Annotated in this window: 16 protein-coding genes; 11 read left to right on the top strand and 5 right to left on the bottom strand. The window is 33.8% G+C overall.

The window, feature by feature from the left end; genetic code table 11:
- The 7 genes from AC3VI6_RS06430 to AC3VI6_RS06400 all read left to right on the top strand — a co-directional run bounded on the left by AC3VI6_RS06430 (position 1) and on the right by AC3VI6_RS06400 (position 7,116).
- Positions 1–618 (top strand): TIGR04282 family arsenosugar biosynthesis glycosyltransferase, encoded by a 618-nt coding sequence (locus AC3VI6_RS06430; RefSeq protein WP_497705578.1) that lies wholly within the window; start codon positions 1–3, stop codon positions 616–618.
- Between the two features lie 34 nt (positions 619–652).
- Positions 653–1,471, top strand: coding sequence for a purine-nucleoside phosphorylase (locus tag AC3VI6_RS06425; RefSeq protein WP_497705577.1), 819 nt, complete (start codon positions 653–655; stop codon positions 1,469–1,471).
- Positions 1,472–1,561: 90 nt separating this feature from the next.
- Complete coding sequence (gene arsM, locus AC3VI6_RS06420; RefSeq protein WP_497705576.1) at positions 1,562–2,530, top strand: arsenosugar biosynthesis arsenite methyltransferase ArsM; 969 nt, start codon at positions 1,562–1,564, stop codon at positions 2,528–2,530.
- Positions 2,521–2,946 carry a DNA cytosine methyltransferase gene (locus AC3VI6_RS06415; RefSeq protein ID WP_497705575.1) on the top strand — a complete coding sequence of 142 codons (426 nt, stop codon included), beginning with the start codon at positions 2,521–2,523 and terminating at the stop codon, positions 2,944–2,946. The genes arsM and AC3VI6_RS06415 overlap by 10 nt, the downstream gene beginning before the upstream one ends.
- The gene (locus AC3VI6_RS06410) at positions 2,918–3,697 is read left to right on the top strand and encodes a DNA cytosine methyltransferase (protein WP_497705574.1); all 780 of its coding nucleotides are present in this window, start codon (positions 2,918–2,920) and stop codon (positions 3,695–3,697) included. The genes AC3VI6_RS06415 and AC3VI6_RS06410 overlap by 29 nt, the downstream gene beginning before the upstream one ends.
- Positions 3,672–4,685, top strand: a complete 1,014-nt coding sequence (locus AC3VI6_RS06405; RefSeq protein ID WP_497705573.1) for a BsuBI/PstI family type II restriction endonuclease — start codon at positions 3,672–3,674, stop codon at positions 4,683–4,685. The genes AC3VI6_RS06410 and AC3VI6_RS06405 overlap by 26 nt, the downstream gene beginning before the upstream one ends.
- Before the next feature lie 241 nt (positions 4,686–4,926).
- A complete protein-coding gene (locus AC3VI6_RS06400; protein ID WP_497705572.1) occupies positions 4,927–7,116 on the top strand; it encodes a transglycosylase domain-containing protein in 2,190 nt (729 codons plus the stop codon).
- A gap of 1 nt (position 7,117) precedes the next feature.
- On the opposite strand, the gene radA is transcribed toward AC3VI6_RS06400, so the two are convergent.
- The 4 genes from radA to panC all read right to left on the bottom strand — a co-directional run bounded on the left by radA (position 7,118) and on the right by panC (position 10,916).
- Positions 7,118–8,479, bottom strand: coding sequence for a DNA repair protein RadA (gene radA, locus AC3VI6_RS06395; RefSeq protein WP_497705571.1), 1,362 nt, complete (start codon positions 8,477–8,479; stop codon positions 7,118–7,120).
- A gap of 183 nt (positions 8,480–8,662) precedes the next feature.
- A complete protein-coding gene (locus tag AC3VI6_RS06390; protein ID WP_497705570.1) occupies positions 8,663–9,619 on the bottom strand; it encodes a lysylphosphatidylglycerol synthase transmembrane domain-containing protein in 957 nt (318 codons plus the stop codon).
- 1 nt (position 9,620) lies between these two features.
- A complete protein-coding gene (gene panD / locus AC3VI6_RS06385; protein WP_497705569.1) occupies positions 9,621–9,971 on the bottom strand; it encodes an aspartate 1-decarboxylase in 351 nt (116 codons plus the stop codon).
- Positions 9,972–10,067: 96 nt separating this feature from the next.
- Entirely contained in the window at positions 10,068–10,916 is an 849-nt protein-coding gene (gene panC, locus AC3VI6_RS06380) for a pantoate--beta-alanine ligase (RefSeq protein WP_497705568.1), read from the bottom strand.
- A gap of 96 nt (positions 10,917–11,012) precedes the next feature.
- Between panC and AC3VI6_RS06375 the strand changes: the two genes are divergently transcribed.
- The 4 genes from AC3VI6_RS06375 (at position 11,013) to AC3VI6_RS06360 (ending at position 15,983) form a co-directional block, all read left to right on the top strand.
- Positions 11,013–11,828, top strand: a complete 816-nt coding sequence (locus tag AC3VI6_RS06375; protein WP_497705567.1) for a glycogen/starch synthase — start codon at positions 11,013–11,015, stop codon at positions 11,826–11,828.
- Positions 11,828–13,390 carry a DUF4270 family protein gene (locus AC3VI6_RS06370; protein ID WP_497705566.1) on the top strand — a complete coding sequence of 521 codons (1,563 nt, stop codon included), beginning with the start codon at positions 11,828–11,830 and terminating at the stop codon, positions 13,388–13,390. Before AC3VI6_RS06375 ends, AC3VI6_RS06370 begins: the two co-directional genes overlap by 1 nt.
- A gap of 9 nt (positions 13,391–13,399) precedes the next feature.
- Entirely contained in the window at positions 13,400–15,256 is a 1,857-nt protein-coding gene (gene glmS / locus AC3VI6_RS06365) for a glutamine--fructose-6-phosphate transaminase (isomerizing) (protein ID WP_497705565.1), read from the top strand.
- A 394-nt stretch (positions 15,257–15,650) separates the two neighbouring features.
- Positions 15,651–15,983, top strand: coding sequence for a hypothetical protein (locus tag AC3VI6_RS06360; RefSeq protein WP_497705564.1), 333 nt, complete (start codon positions 15,651–15,653; stop codon positions 15,981–15,983).
- A gap of 76 nt (positions 15,984–16,059) precedes the next feature.
- Here the strand turns inward: AC3VI6_RS06360 and gdhA are convergent, their stop codons facing one another.
- A complete protein-coding gene (gene gdhA, locus AC3VI6_RS06355; RefSeq protein ID WP_497705563.1) occupies positions 16,060–17,403 on the bottom strand; it encodes an NADP-specific glutamate dehydrogenase in 1,344 nt (447 codons plus the stop codon).
- Between the last annotated feature and the right edge of the window lie 88 nt (positions 17,404–17,491).

Here is a 17,491-nt window from a genome sequence, read left to right as displayed (position 1 = left end):
ATGTCTTTATTGCCTAAGTCAAAAAATCTTCTTTTAATTTTCACCAGAAACCCTGAGTTAGGTAAAGTAAAAACACGTTTAGCTAAAACAATTGGAGACGAAGCTGCGTTAGATATTTATAAATTCTTATTAGAACACACAAAACAAGTCACCCAAAATTTATCTTGTGACAAAGCTGTGTACTACTCAGTAAAAGTTCGTGAAAATGATATTTGGGATGCTTCAGTATATCAAAAGCACCTGCAAGATGGAAACGATTTAGGTATACGAATGTACAATGCCTTTCAACAAGCGTTTTCTACTGAATATGAAAAAGTTGTAATTATTGGTAGCGATTTGCCAGATTTGACTTCTGAACATATCAATAAAGCTTTTGAAAAACTCAACGCAAACGATGTCGTTATGGGACCTGCAGAAGATGGAGGTTATTACTTATTGGGCATGAAAAAACTTCGTGCAAACATTTTTCAAAATAAAAACTGGGGAACCTCAACTGTTAGAAAAGATACGTTGAACGATTTACAAAACGAATCAGTACATTTGTTGGAAACCTTAAATGATGTAGATGTTTTTGACGACATCAAAAATAACCCAGTATTCAATCAGTTTTTAAACTAACCGTCACTCCCCATAATGACAAACACGATATAAAATGCTAAAAAAACAACAACTACAAGAAACACAAGAGTTTCTTCAACATAAAGGAATTACCAACCCAGAAATAGGAATTGTTTTAGGAACAGGGTTAGGAAAATTAATCAATGAAATAACTATTGAGCAAGAAGTTTCCTATGCAGACATTCCCCACTTTCCACAAGCAACGGTAGAATTTCACTCCGGAAAGTTAATTTACGGAACTTTATCAGGCAAAAAAGTAGTTGTTATGTCTGGTCGTTTTCATATGTATGAAGGGTATAATTTATGGGAAGTTACCTATGGTATCAGAACCATGTATGCGTTAGGTATTCAAACGTTATTAGTTTCTAATGCTGCAGGTGCTATCAACCTTTCTTATAAAAAAGGTGATTTGATGTTACTAGAAGATCACTTGAATTTACAAGGAGGTTCTCCCCTAGCCTTTAAAGGAGCTAATGCCTTCGGAAATATTTTTGCCGATATGCTAGAACCGTATTCAAAAAAACTGAATACAAAAATGAAAGCAATCGCTAAAGCTAACGACATAGACCTGAAAGAAGGAGTATATGCAAGTGTTGTAGGTCCGCAATTGGAAACCAGAGCAGAGTACAGAATGTTACAAATTTTAGAAGTAGATGCGGTAGGAATGAGTACCGTACCTGAAGTAATAGTAGCAAAACAACTCAACATTCCGTGTGCAGCTGTTTCGGTATTAACCGATGAGTGCGATCCTAAAAATTTACAACCTGTTGATATTACCGAAATCATTGAAGTTGCAGGAAAAGCAGAACCGAAAATGATTACACTTTTTAAAGAATTAATTACTAATTTATAGAAGCAAGACTATTAGACTCAAGAATCAAGACAAACAATACAAGTCTTTATTCTTTTATCTAACAGCAAAGCGGTCTTTAATCTTAAAAAGATGAGTTACTTAGAAACCACAATAGATGTATATAAAGAAGCAGCCTTAACCCCTGATGTTGGTTTATGCTGTACAACAAACCCTATTTGGGAGTTGCCAGGATTAAAAATTCCGAAAATTATGCAAGAAATGAACTACGGATGTGGTTCTACTGTGCATGCTCGTGATTTAACCAACAATCCTAAAATACTCTATGTTGGTGTTGGCGGAGGAATGGAATTGTTGCAGTTTGCGTATTTCTCTCGTCAGAAAAACGGCGTGATTGGAATCGATGTGGTAGATGAAATGTTAGAAGCTTCTCAAAAGAATTTTATGGAAGCCGAAGCGCAAAACGATTGGTTTAAAAGTGAGTTTGTAGATTTACGCAAAGGTGATGCTTTACACTTACCTGTAGAAGATAATTCGATTGATGTGGCTGCTCAAAACTGTTTATTCAACATTTTTAAAGCTGAAGAACTAAAAAAAGCCATTGCTGAAATGTACCGTGTATTGAAGCCTCACGGACGTTTGGTTATGAGCGACCCTACGTGTGAGCAACCTATGAACGAAACCTTACGCAACGACGAACGTTTACGTGCTTTATGTTTAAGCGGAAGTTTACCGATTGCGGAATATGTTAAAATGTTGACTGATGCTGGTTTTGGAACCATTGAAATAAGAGCACGTAAACCGTATAGAATTTTAGATCCTAAAAATTATCCTACCGATGAATTGATTTATATTGAATCGATTGAAGTAGCAGCGATTAAAGATCCTATGCCTGCTGACGGACCTTGTGTGTTTACAGGAAAAGCTGCCATTTACTTTGGTGATGAAGATTATTTTGATGACGGAGCAGGACACACCTTATTAAAAAACCAACCCTTAGCGATTTGTGATAAAACAGCCTCGGATTTAAAAGCATTGGGAAGAGACGATATATTTTTCTCGGAATCTACCTATCATTACGATGGTGGTGGATGTTGTTAGAAACAAGCAAAAAACTAGTAAAGCAATCTCAAATGAGATTGCTTTTTTATTTGATTTCTGATTTTTCTTTTGATAATAAGTATCTTGCCCTTATTCATAGTGTGGAAAATAATGAGACAGAAAAATTGTACCTTTACAAAATGGAATATTGGGAAGAAATAAACAATAAACTGAAACCTTGGATTGATACTGATTTAAATAAAACAGTAGTTGATTTATTTGCTGGTTGCGGCGGGCTTTCCCTAGGATTTGAAGCTAATGGATTTAAAACTATTGGTTATGAAATGGATCAAAACGCCACAAAAACATATAATAAAAATTTAATTGGAGAATGCTTCAATCTAAAACTAACAACGGAAACTATTTATCCAAAAGCAGATATTGTTATTGGAGGATCATCCTTGTCAACCATTTAGTGTTGGAGGAAAACAACTTGGATTAAAAGATTCTCGTGATGGATTTCCTATTTTTCTATCTGCGGTTAAGCAATTAAATCCAGAAATACTTCTATTCGAGAATGTTCGTGGAATGCTCTATAAAAACAAATGGTATTTAAAAGAAGTTATTGAAGAACTTGAAAAATTAGAGTATTATATAAGCTACTCTTTGCTAAATGCAAAAGACTATGAAGTTCCTCAAAATAGAGAAAGAGTTATTGTCATTGGTTCAAAAAAGAAAAATAGATTGCCTAAAAAAATAAATAGAAAAGTTACAGCAGGAGATGCTTTGGGAGAACTAGCTTTTCAGTTTGACGAAAACTCAAAATTTTTTACAAAATCTATGGATGAGTATGTTGCAAAATATGAAAAAGCTTCAAAGTGCGTAAACCCGAGAGATTTATACCTAGACAGACCTGCTAGAACTTTAACTTGTAGAAATTTAGCTGGAGCTACTGGTGACATGCACCGAGTTAGATTAAAAGACGGAAGAAGACGTAGAATTACAGTTAGAGAAGCTGCAAGACTTCAAAGTTTTCCTGATTGGTTTGATTTTTCAGGCACAGAAACACATCAATACAATCAAATTGGGAATGCAGTAGCACCAAACTTTGCTTATCATTTAGCTTCGAGTATTAAAGACTATTTGACAAATGATTCAACATATCTAATAACAGAAGACCAACAATTCAAACTATTCGAAAATGAAACAATATATCAGTCCAGATAAATCAAAAACATTTAACCAAAAAAGCAAACAAGTTCAGGAACTGATAAATACTACACTACATATTTTAGAATGTTTTGGTATACCTACAGATTCAACACATAGAAGACTAGAGAGAATGGCAATTGCTTTTTTAGCTACTGCTGACATTAAAAATATAAATGATTTTAAGTCTATAAAAGATTCAAATAGTGGTTATTCTTTAAAGACTAGAGATATAATAGATTACGTAAATTTAAATTTTGGAGAAAATATTAGTTCAGGTTCTTACGATGATATAAGGAGAAAAGATTTAAAACTACTTACTATTGCAGAGGTTGTTTTAAGATCAAGTCCAAATTCTGCAACAAATGACTCTACTCGTGGATATTGTGTCAACCCACTTTATGCAGAGCTCATAAAAAAATATGGTGTTGATAATTGGAAACAACTTGTTGCCAAAAAACTTGAAGGTGTTGAACCTTTAAATCAAAAACTAAAAAGACAAAGAGAAATACAAAAGGTAAAAGTTACCTTACCATCTGGGGGAAAACTTGAGTTTTCTGCTGGTGAACATAACGATTTGCAAAAGGCAATTATTGAAGACTTTTTACCTAGATATGGATTTGGTGCAGAAGTTTTATATGTAGGAGATACTTCAGACAAATATTTATACTTAGAAACTGAAAAACTCAAAGAGTTAAATTTCTTTGAAATATCTCACGAAGAATTACCTGATGTAATCGCTTATTCTAAAAAGAAAAATTGGCTTTATTTAATAGAAGCTGTTCATTCTTCTGGACCAATAAGCGAAATACGACTTATTCAACTCCAAAAATTAACTGAAAAATGTACAGCTGATATTGTCTTTGTAACTACTTTTTTAGACAGATTAAAGTTTAGACAATTTATGGCTGAGATAGCTTGGGAAACTGAGGTTTGGATTGCCGATAATCCTGACCATATGGTACATTTTAATGGTGATAAGTTTCTTGGACCATATAGAAATTAAGGATTTACATATAACAGTACATAAAATAATACTGGATTAGTGTGAATAAACTAAAAACATCAATTTAAACCCTAAAAAGTTCTTGCCCATAAAACTTTTATTACCTTATACTGACTGTTAACAAACAACATAATGAATCCTCCTATTCAATTGTCATTCAATAATTATAACTCCATAAAAGTTTAACGAACCTCGTTTTTTAACTTTACAATTTCATCAACGAATCTTCGTTTTTAGTACAATGAAAACATTAAAAGAAATACAACTTCAACTTAGAGAAAATAAGAAACTAACCCTTCTGTTAAAATATGTAACAGGATTCATACTGTTTGGGTTTCTTTCAGTAGTACTATTATTCTCCTTAGTGTATTTTGAGGTCTTTGGTAAACTCCCTAACAAAGAAGAATTAACATCCATCATCAATGAAGAAGCTTCTTTAATTTATTCATCCGACGAGGTAATTATAGGTAAAGTATTTGCTGAGAATAGAACCAATGTTCAACTAGAACAAATTCCAAATCATTTAAAAGAAGCTTTAATAGCTACAGAGGATAAACGATTCTATTCTCATAATGGCTACGACGGTCAAAGCTATGCACGTGTTTTCTTTAGAAGTATTTTACTACAAGATGCCTCTGGAGGTGGTGGAAGCACCATTACTCAACAGTTAATTAAAAACCTATACGGTAGACAGTACCATGGTTTTTTGAGCATGCCTATCAACAAAATAAAAGAGCTCATTATTGCCAGTCGTATGGAGAAATTATACAGCAAAGATGAAATCTTACTATTGTATTTAAACTCGGTTCCTTTTGGAGAAAATAACTTCGGAGTAGAATCGGCTGCTAATAGATTTTTTAATAAATCAGTCAACAAATTAAATATCGAAGAATCAGCGGTACTTGTAGGAATGTTAAAAGCCAACACCTACTACAATCCAAGATTGAATCCAGAAAATGCTAAAAAACGTCGTAATACGGTGCTACAGTTAATGAATGGCGAAGCCTATTTAAGCAATAAAGTTACCGACAGTTTACAAAAACTACCTATTGCACTCAACTATCATAATCTCGATATAAATACAACAGCGGGTTATTTTACGTATCAGGTAAAGAAAAAAGCTTCGGAGCTTGTAAAAACCATTAATGAGACTTCTAATAGCAACTATAACTTAGAAACAGACGGATTAAAAATTCATACGACGCTGAATTATGAGATTCAAAAAATTGCGGAGAAATCTGCGAAGGAACAGCTCGTCATCAAGCAACAACAATTAGACAAAGAATTAGCTTCAAACAGACTAAAAAATAGATGGTTAAAAAAGCAACAGTTTACAGAAGACGACAAACAAAATAGAACTATTCAACTCTTTGATTGGGATAGCACAAAAACCATTACTGGTAATAAAATTGACAGTCTTTGGTATTATGATAAAATGCTAAATGCTTCTGTTTTAGTTACGAATCCGAAAAACGGAGCAGTAATTAGTTGGGTGGGTGGTAATAACTTTAACACACTTCCTTTTGATATGGTGCTATCACACCGTCAAATAGCCTCGGCATTTAAACCGTTTTTGTATGCTACAGCACTGGAAAATGGAATTTCTCCGTGTGATTATTTTGAAAACGAAGAAAAAACCTACCCTGAATACGATAATTGGGAACCACAAAATGCCGACCATAGCTCAACTCCTGATAAAAAAGTTGCCATGTGGTATGCGTTGATAAAATCTATGAATATTCCTAGTGTAAACCTATATTTTAAACTAGAAAAAGAATGGCTAATCGATACTTGTGAAAAATTATTGTTCCCTGAAATTACCGACGACGCTCCTTCTATTGCTTTAGGAACGTTAGATTTATCCCTATTTGAAGCTACAAGAGCTTACGGTACTTTTGCCAATAATGGTGAAATGAACGACTTGTATATGATTCATAAGATTACAGATAAAGAAGGAAATGTCATTTATGAAAGCGAAGTGCAAAAACCCGAAAGAGTATTTACAAAAGAAAGCACACAAACCCTAACCACCATTTTACAGCAAGCAGTAGAACAAGGAACAGGAGCTAGCATAAGAAATAGGTATAAAATTAAAAGTCCGTTAGCCAGCAAAACAGGTACCGCTCAAAACTATACCAACGCTTGGTTTATGGCATATACACCAAATATTGTTCTTGGAACTTGGGTTGGGACTTCTAAAAACGACATACATTTTAACAGTGGAAATGGTTCGGGATCTTCTTTAGCCCTACCAATTGTTGCGAACATTTTAAAAGAAATTGAAAACAATCCTGAACTAAAGAAAAAATACTTAACCTCTTTTGATATACCAGAAGAAATATCTTCCTCAATCGACTGTCCTCCATACAGAGAAAAAGGAATTAAAGGGTTTTTCAATAGGATTTTTGGAAAGAAAAAAGAAGAAAATTAACCTACGCAAACAAGGTAGCAAAAGCTTCTTCAATCTTACTCACTAAAATCAGTTTTATCGAATGGTTTTTACTCGTAATCTTGTTGTATTTTGAAGTTACAAAGGTTTTATAGCCTAATTTTTCAGCTTCGGTAATGCGCTGATCTATTTTAGAAACTGGACGAATCTCCCCTGCTAAACCAACCTCTGCAGCAAAACACACATCGGGATTGATGGCCAAATCTTGGTTTGATGATAAAATTGCTGCTACCACTGCTAAATCTATCGCGGGATCATCTACATGAATTCCACCAGTAACATTCAAAAACACATCTTTCGCTCCTAATTTGAATCCCGCACGTTTTTCTAACACCGCTAAAATCATGTGCAAGCGTTTTAAATTGTACCCCGTGGTAGTTCGTTGTGGAGTTCCATAAACCGCTGTTGAAACTAAGGCCTGAATTTCTATCATCAATGGACGAATTCCTTCTAACGTGGAAGCAATCGCAGTTCCACTTAAATCAGCATCTTTTTTAGAGATTAAGATTTCTGAAGGATTCGATACTTCTCGCAATCCGTCTGATAACATCTCGTAGATTCCCAACTCAGCAGTAGACCCAAAACGGTTTTTTTGGGAGCGTAAAATTCGATAGGTATGATTTCGGTCTCCTTCAAACTGCAACACCACATCTACCATGTGTTCTAAAATTTTAGGCCCTGCAATATGTCCTTCTTTATTGATATGTCCGATTAACAATACTGGAGTTGCTGTTTCTTTTGCAAACTTGATGAGTTCTGCGGAAGTTTCTCGTATTTGTGAAATACTTCCTGGTGAAGCTTCAATTGTATCTGTATGTAAAGTTTGAATAGAATCAATCACCAATACATCTGGTTGAACTTCTTCTATGTTTTTAAAAATCTGTTGTGTATTAGTTTCGGTAAGAATTAAACAATTAGGATTTTTTCCCTCTATACGTTCAGCACGCATTTTAATCTGCGACTGACTTTCTTCACCAGAAACATACAACACTTTTTGTGGAATTTGTAAAGCAATCTGTAACAACAAGGTAGATTTACCAATCCCTGGTTCTCCGCCTAATAACACTACCGCTCCTTTCACCAATCCGCCACCTAAAACAGTATCTAACTCTTGATTCTTGGTGCCAAATCGCTCTTCTGGATTCAATTGAATATCTTCAACTCGTAAAGGTTTCGCTATTCTTTTTTGTGTGTTTGATGGTGATTTCCAATTTCTTTTTTCTTCTTTTTGAATCACTTCTTCAACAATAGTGTTCCATTCTTTACATGAGCCACATTGCCCTACCCATTGCGCATGTTGCGCTCCACAGTTTTGACAGAAAAAAGTTGTTTTGGTTTTTGCCATTAGTTTAGTTTAACACATTTTAAATATTGAAAAATGCTAAAGTTACAAGTTTCAAATATAAAATACTTTGCTTTTTTATTGAACGAATGTTTGCGTTAGCGATTGCAGCAATTGTTTAAGCTCTTTTTTGTTTTTAAAAACAAAAAAAGCGAGTGCGGAAAGCGCGACCTGAAAGGGAACGCCCTATATTTTTTTATTTCTATTATAAATAGGCAAGAACAAAAATGCCAGTCCACCAAAGACAATAATCATAGCAGTTTGAGCTGTCCACATAATCCAACCAAAGGCTGTTGCAGGCTCTTCTGCAATTCCAAATAACGCTAAAGCTCCAGCTACGGCAACAGGATACAATCCTATTCCTCCATTAGTAGCTGCAATTGCAAATCCACCAGCGATAAACCCGATTAAAACACCTCCTAACGGAACTTGTAACCCTTCAATTGCGGGAATTGTTGCCCAAAACATTAGTACATACATCACCCAAATGAATACCGTATGGAATATAAACGCCCATTTGTGTTTCATTTTGAAGATACTGGTTAGCCCTTCAACCAAACCGACTACAAAGTTTTTAATTTTTAATCCGATACCTGATTGTGCTTTTTTTACAAAACGTGTAAAAACTACAAAAAGCAACACTAAACCTGCTAACAGAATTCCAATTTTAATAGGATTGAAGTTTTTGGTAAGCAGTTGATAAATAAAATCGAATTGTACAAAAAGAGTAATAGCAACGATACTTAGCATCATTAACAAATCTGCCATTCGTTCGGCAACGATGGTTCCGAAGCCTTTTTCGAACGGAATGTTTTCGTAATTTGTCATCACCGCTGCACGCGACACTTCTCCGGCTCTTGGTACTGCATAATTTACCAAGTAGGCTACTAAAACTGCCATGGTACTATTACCAAAGTTTGGTTTATATCCCATTGGCTCTAATAAAAACTTCCAACGATAAGCACGAGATAAGTGACTTAATATTCCGAAGAAAAGCCCTAAAGCTATCCACGAATATTTAGCATTTTTAAAATATTGAACTAAGGTTTCTATTGAAATTTTTGACAATGAATACCAAACTAAAAAACCTCCCAAAATGAGAGGTAATAGTATTTTTGTAATTTTTTTGACTGATAAACTCAAACTATTCTAGCAAGTTATTTTCTTCGTTAGGAAATACCAATTGTGGTTTAAATTTCTTCGCTTCTTCTAGTTCCATAAAGGCATACACAATTAAAATAAGTATGTCTCCTTTTTGAACTCTACGAGCAGCGGCACCATTCAATGTAATTTCACCACTTCTTCTTGGTTCAGGAATCGCATAAGTTTCTAAACGCTCACCATTATTGTTGTTCACAATTTGAACACGTTCACCTTCAATAATACCTGCTGCATCCATTAAATCTTCATCAATGGTAATGCTTCCTATATAGTTTAAATCCGCGTTAGTTACTTTAACACGGTGGATTTTAGATTTTACTACTTGTACTAACATGCTGCAAAAATAGTTGTTTTTTAATGAATACTAAGTTGTTTTTTAATGATTTTAACATTATTGTAAAACCTGATTTCTTACCTAGTTTTCAACCGTTTAATTCTTTAAACGAATATTATCAATCAAACGAATATCTCCTGCAAAAACAGCTATAAAAGCGCGATACTTGGTGTTTGCTTCCTTTTTTGTTGCTGTTTGCAAGGTTTTTTCATCTGCAATAGTAAAATACTCCAGCTCTAGCAACGGATGTTTTTTGAACTGTTTTTCTACCCATTTGGTTAATTCTTCTGGACTTTTGGAACCAAATTTCTTTTTTGCCTTTTTTAAGGTTTTATAAATAAAAGGTGCAGCTTCTCTATACTCTTTAGTCAATCGTGTATTTCGAGAGCTCATAGCCAACTCATCTTCTTCTCTAAAAATTGGTCTTCCTTTTACTATTACTGGTAGCTCATATTTTTCAACTAATTTTTTGATGATTTGTAATTGTTGAAAGTCTTTCTTCCCAAAATAAGCTGTATTTGGCTCAACGATTTCAAACAAGGTTTTTACAATTGTACCTACTCCATCAAAATGACCATCCCTAAACTTTCCTTCCATTTGATGTTCTAAACCATCAAAATCAAATTTTTCTGAAACTACATTTTCAGCATAAATTTCCTCTACCGAAGGGAAAAATAACACATCACAATTAACCGACTCTAGTAAAGCTACATCGTTATCGTATGTTTTAGGATATTTAGCTAAATCCTCCTTACTATCAAACTGAGTTGGGTTTACAAAAACGCTAACAACAGCAAGGTCGTGCTTCTTTTTTGCTCTTTTTATAAGTGACAAATGCCCTTGGTGAAGAGCTCCCATCGTTGGTACAAATCCGATAGACTTTTCATCTTTTTTTTGAGTTGATAAAAACTCTTTTAATTCGGATTTTCTTGTGAAAATTTTCATTGTTATTTTATTGAAATGCATGCAAAATTAGCAATTTAACACGATTTTTGCATTAATTTTCGTATTTTTGCACCTCCAATAAAAGAGACCGATTTAATGAAGGATAAGAGAATTTTATATGTTTCGTCTGAGGTTACCCCTTATTTACCAGAAACAGAATTATCGTCTACCGCATTTAACGTTGCTAAAAATGCACATTCTAAAGGAATTCAAACCCGTATTTTCATGCCTCGCTTTGGGGTAATTAATGAGCGCAGGCATCAATTGCACGAAGTTATTCGCCTTTCGGGTATGAACCTGATTATTAACGACATGGACATGCCTTTAATAATTAAAGTTGCCTCTATTCCTAAAGAAAGAATGCAAGTGTACTTTATTGACAATGATGAATATTTTAAGCGTAAAGCCGTTTATTCTGACGAAGACGATAAGCTTTTTGAAGATAACGATGAGCGCATGATCTTCTTCGCTAAAGGTGTTGTTGAAACCGTTAAAAAACTAAACTGGGCTCCAGATATTATTCATGTTCACGGATGGATGGCCTCTTTATTACCTCTATATTTAAGAGAATATTATAAAGAAGAACCTTTGTTTACAGAAAGTAAGATTGTAACTTCGCTGTATAATAGTGACATTGAAGATTTAAATAAAGAAATGGCTAACAAGGTTCGTTTTGACAAGATTGAAGAATCTAAAGTAGTAACCATCGAAACACCAAGTCATTTAAATATTTTAAAAAGCGCTATTGAAAACTCAGATGCTGTTATAAAAGGTAGTGAAGTTTTACCAGACGAAATTGAAGCTTTTATTGAAGAAGCAAATGCAAAAGTGTTAGATTTCCAGTCTGAAGAGACTTTAACCGAAGCATATTTAGAATTTTACAAAGAAAACGTTTTAGAATTAAGCGAATAATGATTAGAAAAATTGGTGCATTAGGTATTAGCCTGCTATGTTTAGCAGCTTTTACATCTTGTGAAAAAGACTTTAGTGATGTAGGAACAAATGTTGTTACAAACGATAAATTTGAAACAGGAGAAATTTTATTAGATGTTGAAATCACTCCTATAGATATTCAAAAAGTTCAAGCAGACAATATCAATGCTAGTATTAGCGAGTATTGGTTAGGTGTGTACAACAACCCTAACGGAAAAAAGATTGAAGCTTCTATCATTTCTCAACTAGGTTTTATTGAAAACCCAAACAATAAGAACACAGACACAACTGTTTTTAACCTTGAGAAGGTTATCTTAAAAATTCCTTATCAATCAACTTCTACAGGTACTACTGATAATGTAACAACTTTTAGGCTAGACTCTATTTTAGGAGATCCTAACGTAGCCGCCTCTATTCAAGTATTACAAAACGAAACGTACCTAAACACGTTAAACCCTAACGATCCGTCTAAAAAGAATACATTCTTTTCTGATGATGAATACGCAGGAAACGTAGTGTTAAACGAAGATGGTGGTATATATGAGTTAAAACCTAAAGCCACAGATACGGTATTTATTTTTGATAGAATTGACAGATCTATCTCGTTAACAAATACAACAACATATAAAGATACTATCAGAGCTACAAACTCACAGGATTTGAATGTTCCTTTTTTGGCAATTCCTTTAGATCTAACTACAATGAAAACCTTATTTTGGGATGAATTTCAAAGTGGAAAATTCGCTTCTAAAGAGGCTTTTGATAATCACTTTAGAGGGATTAAAATAATTGCTACAGGAAATGACGGATCTATAGTTCCGCTTAATTTGACCTCTGCAAATCCAGCACCATCTATAGATTTCTTATACACCAAATCTGAAGTTGATGGCACAACAATAAAGAATACTGCTAAAGAAGTGTTTAGTTTCCCTCTTTCTGGAGTAAGAAACAGTGTTTATAAAATGACGGACGCTACTTCAGCTGCTCCTGCAAACAATTTTGTAATTCAAGGAACTGCAGGTAGTATGGCAGAAGTTAAAATTTTAGATGACACCATACTTCAAGAATTAAAAAGTCAAAATCTTTTAATTAATGATGCCTCACTAACATTTTATGTTAACCAAAGCATTAACAGCGACAAAAGCACCACACCTCAGCAATTATTCTTGTATCAGAATAAAGACAACGGTGCAGGAGAAATTTCTCCTACCCATATTTCAGATGTTTATACTGAAACAGGTACTTTTGGAGGAAGTCTTAGTTTAGCAGAGGATAACAAAACTCCTGAAAAATATACTTTTAGAATCACTAACTATATTACTAATTTATTAGCTGGTGAAGATAATTTTACAGCCGAACCATTAGTATTGAAAGTGTACAATGCTACAGATTTCCCTACTACAAGTAGTACTGGAGGAGTTAACACAAACGTAAAAACATACAATTGGAATCCTAGAGCAGTAACTTTATTAAATGGAAATGAAACTGCTAATGGAACAAAAAAAGCTGTTTTTAAAATATCATATTCAAAAGAAAAATAAGAAATTGTTATGTGTGGAATCACAGGTTATATAGGACACAGAGATGCTTACCCTATTGTAATTAACGGGTTGAAGCGTTTAGAGTATAGAGGTTACGATAGTGCGGGCATCATGATGTACGATGGTGAAGCAATGCATTTATCTAAAACTAAAGGAAAAGTTTCTGATTTAGAAGTAATTACCAACAAAGAAGAAGAACGAAAAGTAGGAAAAATAGGAATAGGACACACGCGTTGGGCAACTCATGGTGTACCTAATGACGTAAATTCACATCCACATTTTTCTCAATCTGGAGATTTAGTGATTGTACATAACGGTATTATTGAGAATTACGATACTATTAAAAAAGAGTTAATCTCTAGAGGTTACGAATTTAAAAGTGATACTGATACTGAAGTTTTAGTAAACCTTATTGAAGAAGTTAAGAAAAGTGAAGGTTGTAAACTAGGTAAAGCTGTTCAAATTGCACTTACCAACGTAATTGGAGCTTATGCCATTGCTGTTTTTGATAAAACAAAACCAAACGAGTTAGTTGTAGCCCGTTTAGGTAGTCCGATTGCTATCGGTGTTGGGAAAAACAACGAAGAATTTTTTGTAGCTTCTGATGCTTCTCCTTTTATTGAATACACCAAAGATGCGATTTATCTTGAAGATGGTGAGTTAGCAATTATAAAAAAGAACAAGGGTATCAAAGTTCATAAAATTGATAACGATAAAGAAATCGATGCAAACATTCAAAAGTTGCAATTAAGCTTAGAGCAGATTGAAAAAGGTGGTTACGACCACTTTATGCTAAAAGAAATTTACGAGCAACCTAAAGCGATTATAGACACCTATAGAGGTAGGATGTTAGCCAATGAGGGAATCATCCGAATGGCAGGTGTTGATGATAACATTTCTAAATTCTTAAATGCAGACAGAATTATTATTGTTGCTTGTGGTACTTCTTGGCATGCAGGATTGGTTGGTGAGTATCTTTTTGAAGACATGGCTCGCATTCCTGTTGAAGTAGAATATGCTTCTGAATTTAGATATCGTAACCCAATTATAACTCCAAATGATGTGGTAATTGCTATTTCGCAATCTGGAGAAACTGCTGACACATTAGCTGCTATTAAATTAGCAAAATCTATGGGCGCTTTCGTATTCGGAGTATGTAATGTAGTAGGTTCTTCTATTGCCAGAGAAACGCATGCTGGAGCATATACTCATGCTGAACCAGAAATTGGAGTAGCTTCTACAAAAGCATTTACAACACAAATAACAGTGCTTTCTTTAATAGCTTTAAAGTTAGCGCAAGCTAAAGGAACTTTATCTACATCAGCTATAAACAACTACTTGCAAACGATGCAGCAAATTCCTACGCAAGTAGAGAATTTATTAAAAATTGATGCTCAAGTTAAAGAAATAGCAGCTGTTTATAAAGACGCAAAGAACTGTTTATATTTAGGTAGAGGATTTAACTTCCCTGTTGCTTTAGAAGGAGCTTTAAAACTAAAAGAGATTTCTTATATCCATGCTGAAGGATATCCTGCTGCAGAAATGAAACACGGACCTATCGCTTTAATTGATGAAAACATGCCTGTTTTTGTAATCGCTACTAGTAGAGGTCATTATGAAAAGGTAGTAAGTAACATTCAAGAAATTAAATCGAGAAGTGGTAAAATTGTAGCGATTGTTACTGAAGGTGATGAAACGGTTAAAGAAATTGCAGATCACGTAATTGAAATTCCTGATACTGAAGAAGCTTTTACTCCTTTATTAACTACGATTCCGTTACAGTTATTATCATATCATGTAGCTGTAATGTTAGGTAAAAACGTAGATCAACCTAGAAATTTAGCAAAATCGGTTACTGTAGAATAATAAATCGATTTTTATTTAAAATATAAATCCTGAGAGTTTTCTCAGGATTTTTTTATGTCTTTTCGCAAAGAATTATCATAAAAAAACATCGAGTAAAAAGGAATTTTTAAGAGAGTTATAACCTAAAACTAACTCTTAGAAATATTAATTTTTCTTAATTTTTCTAAATAAAATTAGCATTTTAAATAAAAAACAAATTATTGATTGAAAAACAAGAAATGAAATCAACAAAAAAGATAAATATTATCAATATTAACTCTATGTAAACTAACCAATCGTTGCTCATTCTTTTACCTTAAAACAATCTTTTATTAATCAACAATACAACACTCAAACAACTCATTAACAGTACTTTTACAGCAACAAATTTTAACAAACTCTAAATCTCTAAAAAATGAAAAAGTTATTTGTATTCGTATTCGTTACGTTAATGAGCACATCAGTGTTTTCAGTAAATGAAAGTCCTTCAAAAAAAGAAGAAATCAGAACTAAAATTGTTGAGTTACTAGGTAACCCAAACTTTATCCTTGATGAGGAAGTAAAGACTACCGTTGAGTTTTTAATTAATAAAAACGGTGAGATTGTTATTTTGAACGTTAACTGCAACACTGAACAAATTTGTCAGTATGTAAAAAGCAGGTTGAACTATAAATTGATTAGTAAAAAATCAACATTAAAAAACAGCTTTTATAAGATGCCTTTAACGATAAAGAGCCCTTTAAAATAGCCCATTTTCATTCCTCTACTAAAAAACAAAACCTCATAGATATCTATGAGGTTTTTACTTATATATGTGCTATTTATTACACAGCTCCTTGATCTAACATTGCATCAGCAACCTTAACGAAACCTGCAACATTTGCACCTTTAACATAATCAACATATCCACCTTCTTGCGTACCGTACTTAACACAAGCTTCGTGAATATTGTTCATAATTGAATGTAACTTAGCATCAACCTCTTCACGAGTCCAAGACAAACGCAATGAGTTTTGAGACATTTCTAACCCTGAAGTAGCAACTCCACCTGCGTTAGATGCTTTTCCTGGTGCAAACAATATTTTTGCTTTTTGAAACACCTCAATGGCTTCAGGTGTAGAAGGCATATTCGCTCCTTCAGCCACACAAATACATCCATTAGCAACTAAAGTTGTAGCCTCTTCACCGTTTAACTCATTTTGAGTTGCACAAGGTAACGCTACATCACATTTAGTTCCCCATGGTCTTTCTCCAGCAAAAAACTTAGCTGATGGATATTTATCTACATACTCGCTAATACGTCCACGCTTTACATTCTTTAACTCCATTACAAAAGCTAGTTTTTCAGCATCAATACCTGCCTCATCATAGATATATCCTGAAGAATCAGACATTGTAACTACTTTTGCTCCTAATTCTGTTGCTTTTTCAGTTGCATACTGCGCCACATTACCTGAACCAGAAACTACTACCGTTTTTCCTTCAAAAGAATCTCCTTTAGTTTTTAACATGTTTTCAGCGAAATATACATCACCGTAACCCGTAGCTTCAGGACGGATTAACGATCCACCCCAAGTAGCTCCTTTACCAGTTAAAACACCTGTAAATTCGTTACGTAAACGTTTGTACTGACCAAACATGTATCCGATTTCACGACCACCAACACCGATATCTCCAGCAGGAACATCAGTATCAGGACCAATATGACGCGCTAATTCTGTCATAAAAGATTGACAAAACGCCATAACTTCACGATCAGATTTTCCTTTAGGGTTAAAGTCAGATCCTCCTTTACCTCCACCCATTGGTAAGGTAGTTAATGAGTTTTTGAATACTTGTTCAAATCCTAAAAATTTTAAAATTGATAAGTTTACTGATGGATGAAAACGTAAACCTCCTTTATAAGGACCAATAGCTGAGTTGAACTCTACTCTATATCCTCTGTTTACTTGAGTTTCTCCGTTATCATCAACCCAAGGTACTCTAAACATAATCGTACGCTCAGGTTCAACCATGCGTTCTAGTAACTTTTTACCTTGATACTTTGGATTGTTTTCTATAAACGGAATTACTGTTTCTGCTACTTCATGTACAGCTTGCAGAAACTCTGGTTCGTATGCATTACGTTCTTTAACGTAATCCATAAATGCATTTATTTTAGATTCCATAAATTTAGTTGTTCTGTATTTTTACTATACAAATATACTTAATTTCCAATTTTTTAATTTCCATTTTACTGGTTAATTTCCTTGTTTC

The organism is Tenacibaculum sp. TB-56 (assembly GCF_059716275.2).
The sequence above is the reverse complement of the archived record's forward strand: the minus strand, read 5'-3'. Positions and strand labels throughout refer to the sequence as shown.